The organism is Hathewaya limosa, assembly GCF_030815255.1.
Classification (GTDB): domain Bacteria; phylum Bacillota; class Clostridia; order Clostridiales; family Clostridiaceae; genus Hathewaya; species Hathewaya limosa.
Map to the genome: position 1 here is coordinate 1 of NZ_JAUSWN010000047.1, position 3,877 is coordinate 3,877.

Annotated in this window: 4 protein-coding genes; all 4 read left to right on the forward strand. The window is 30.0% G+C overall.

Features of this window, described 5'->3' with window-relative positions; genetic code table 11:
• The coding region (locus QOZ93_RS13920; RefSeq protein WP_340344465.1) for an oligopeptide/dipeptide ABC transporter ATP-binding protein at window positions 1-180 on the forward strand (180 nt) is incomplete at its 5' end.
• Window positions 181-617: 437 nt separating this feature from the next.
• A complete protein-coding gene (locus QOZ93_RS13925; protein ID WP_307357450.1) occupies window positions 618-2,306 on the forward strand; it encodes a peptide ABC transporter substrate-binding protein in 1,689 nt (562 codons plus the stop codon).
• A 70-nt stretch (window positions 2,307-2,376) separates the two neighbouring features.
• On the forward strand, window positions 2,377-3,309 hold the full coding sequence (locus QOZ93_RS13930) for an ABC transporter permease (RefSeq protein WP_111943634.1): 933 nt from the start codon (window positions 2,377-2,379) through the stop codon (window positions 3,307-3,309).
• Window positions 3,310-3,326: 17 nt separating this feature from the next.
• Window positions 3,327-3,877: ABC transporter permease (locus tag QOZ93_RS13935; protein ID WP_307357453.1), on the forward strand; the 551-nt coding region annotated here is incomplete at its 3' end.

Below are 3,877 nucleotides of genomic sequence, written 5' to 3' on the forward strand. Positions count from 1 at the left end.
GATACAGAAAAGAAAAAGAATAGAATCAAATTAGAAGGTGAAGTTCCAAGTCCAATAAATCCTAAACCGGGATGTAGATTTGCAGGAAGATGTAAATATGCAATGAAAGAATGTTTCGAGGTAACTCCAGAATTTAAGGAAGTTAAAAAAGATCATTTTGTAGCTTGTCATTTATATTAATTAAATATATGTTAAAAAATAAAGAGGATACATAAAAATGAATTGTAAAATTATTTTTATAGGTGTTCTCTTTATTTTTTTATATAGGATAGCTTAAAAGTAAGTATAAATTAGAGATTAATTTAGTATATATAGTATAAATAAAAAGATATTATGAATTTAAAGTTATATATTTTAAAAAATTGTAATAAAAGTTTATATACAGCTATAAAAGGACATTTATATTAGTTTTAAAGAAAATTTGTGTGTTTTTGTAGTAATTCTATTAAAAACTTTAAATTATTTATGAAATTTGTTTTGAAATATTTTAAAAAAAGGAGTATAATAATTAAAAAAGAATATTCAGAAAATTTTAAAAAGTTAGAATTAATATTCAAGTTGTGTATTATATATTTAATTTTTATATATTTAATTTTATTTAATAAGGAGGAGGAAGTATGAAAAGTAAAAGGATTTTATCAGTTATACTTTCAATGGTTTTGGTAGGGTCTACAACCATGATTGGCTGTGGTGGAGGAAAAAGCAATTCAAGTAATAATTCCACTAAAGATGCAGGAGGACCAGATAAAAAACAATATTTAAATGTAGTAGGTGCTGAGCCTAAATCATTAGATGCATGTAAAGCATCTGATACTTATTCTAGTCAGATATTAAATGATCTTGAAGAGGGCCTTACAAGATTGGAATTAGAAGGGGATAAGGAAGTTCAGAAACCAGCAGGTGCAGAAAGTTGGGATATATCAAAAGATGGATTAGAATGGACATTCCATCTAAGAGATAATAAATGGAATGATGGTAAACCTGTTACAGCTAAAGACTATGAGTATTCAGTAAAAAGAACTATAGATCCTAAAACGGGATCAACTTATGCATTCCTATTATATCCAATAAAAAATGCTGAAAAGTGTAATAGTAATAAAGCTAGTTTGGATGAAGTTGGAATTAAAGCAGTAGATGATAAAACATTAAAAATAACATTAGAAAAACCAACAGCGTATTTTCTACAACTAACAAGTTTTAAGGTAATGTTGCCTCAAAGACAGGATATAGTTGAAAAACATGGCGATCAGTATGGAACAGATCCGGACAAGCTTGTATATTGTGGACCATTCGTATTAGATAAATGGACTCATCAAAATAAAATAGAATTTAAGAAAAATGATCAATATTGGGATGCACAAAAAGTTAAACTTGATAAATTGACAATGAAAATTATGAAGCAAGAAGCTTCAAGAATGGGAGAATTACAAACAGGCGCTCTTGATATGGCTGGTGTATATACACCTAAATATGTAGATAAATTTACTCAGTCCGGTAAGTTTAATATAACAAGAGCATATGATGGTTCAACAACTTATGAATTTTTCAATCAAAAAAATAAATATTTTAAAAATCTAAAAATTAGAAAAGCATTTGCGTTAGCTGCAGATAGAGAAGGAGTATGTAAAACATTATTTAAAGGACTAGCTGAACCTGCAACAGCATTTTGTCCACCTCAAATCCAAGTAGGGGATGAAGAATATAGAAAAATTGCTACTAACGAACCTGTTACAAAATTAAAAGAGGAAAATCCAGATGCAAAGAAATTATTGATTGAAGGACTAAAAGAAATCGGCGAGGATCCAGATCCAGCTAAAATGAAAATAACTTATTTAGCAGGTGGAACAGGTGCTTCACAAAAAGAATTTTGTGAATTTGATCAAGAGGCATATAAAAAAGTATTAGGAGTTAATATAAAAATAGAGTACGTTGAGTGGCCAATATTCTCTCAAAGAACAGATGATATGGATTATGAAATGGCAGGTATGGGATGGACAGGAGATTTCAATGACCCTATGACTTTCTTTGATATATGGACATCAAAAGCAGGTGTAAACAGAACTGGATGGGGAAATAAAGAATATGATGATTTAATAGCGAAGGCTTCAAACACTATGGATAATAAAGAAAGAGCTAAGTATTTTAAAGAGGCAGAAAATATACTTCTTTATAAAGAGTGTGTGCTTTCAACAAAGGTTTATAGAAAGAGACAAACATTTATAAGAAAATATGTAAAAAATGTTATGATTCCATTATTTGGGCCAACTGAATTTAAGTATGTTTATACAGAAGGCAGAGATAAATAAAATTTAAAAGGCAGCAAAGGGTTATTTGCTGCCTATATTTTAAAATTATTTTAGAAAGCGGGGAATATAAGTGCTTAGATATGTTTTGAAAAGATTTGGATATATGTTGCTTACGTTATTTATTGCTTCAACAATAACATTTTTTTTAATACATTCTATTCCTGGTGATCCTTTAGCGGATTTAGCCAAAAAATTACCACCTCAAGTTAAAGCGAATTTTTATGCTAAATATGGATTGGACAAACCGGTAGTTACTCAGTATGGTAGATTTATGAAAAATCTAGTTTTACATGCAGATTTAGGTGAATCTTTAACATATCCAGGAAGATCAGTTGGAGACACAATAAAAGAATATGCACCAATATCAGCAAGAATAGGTTTACAAGCTCTTGTATTAGGAGTAAGTTTAGGAATTTTCTTAGGAATAGTAGCAGCGTTTAATAGAAACAAAGGAATAGATTATTTCGTAATGTTTATTGCAATTTTAGGTATTTCAATTCCAAGTTTCGTTTTAGCCGCACTTTTACAATATTTCTTAACAGTAAAATTCGAATTATTACCAACAACAGGTTGGGGAGAATTTAAACATACAATATTGCCAACCATAGCTATGAGTTTTGGATCAATAGCTACCTATGCAAGATACATGAGAGCAAATTGCTTAGATGTTTTAGGACAGGATTATATTGTAACAGCAGAAGCCAAAGGTGTTAGTAAGCCAGCTCTTGTATTTAAACATGTATTAAGAAATGCTATATTACCTGTAATTACAATATTAGGACCACAAATTGCAATGATATTCGTAGGATCATTCGTAATAGAAAGTATATTTGGTATACCAGGACTTGGCCAATATTTCGTAGCATCAGTACAAAACAGAGACTTTACTATGGTAATGGGACAAACAATATTTATAGCATCATTATATATAGTTTCTTTATTTGTAGTTGACATTTTATACGGACTTGTAGATCCTAGAATCAAATTATCAAGTAGTAAGTAGGAAGGGGTGTAGCATAAATGGATCAAGTTAAAAATGAACTAGTAAGCAAAGAGAAGTTTAAGGTTATTGGTAATGAAGATAAAAATTCAGAACAAATCCTAAGACCTAGTATTTCTTATTGGAAGGATGCATGGAGAAGACTTAAAGAAAATAAAGTAGCCATGTTAGCAATAGTTATATTAGCAGCTATTACAATTATGACAATTATCGGACCGGGAATTTCAGGCAAAAGGTTCTCAGAAGTGCATAATGATTTGACAAATTTACCACCTTCTGCTGAACATTGGTTTGGTACAGATAAGTTAGGTAGAGACCTATTTGCAAGAATTTGGGTTGGTGGTAGAGTTTCAATTCTTCTAGGAGTTATTGGTGCTATAATTGACTGTATAGTAGGATCAATCTATGGAGGAGTTTCAGGATATTTCGGTGGTGTCGTAGATGATATAATGATGAGAATACTTGAAATATTAATGAGTATTCCTTATTTAGTAGTTGTTATTTTAATTTCCTTAATTTTTGGAAAAGGAATGTTTGCTCTTATTTTGGCCATGACAATTACAGGCTGGTG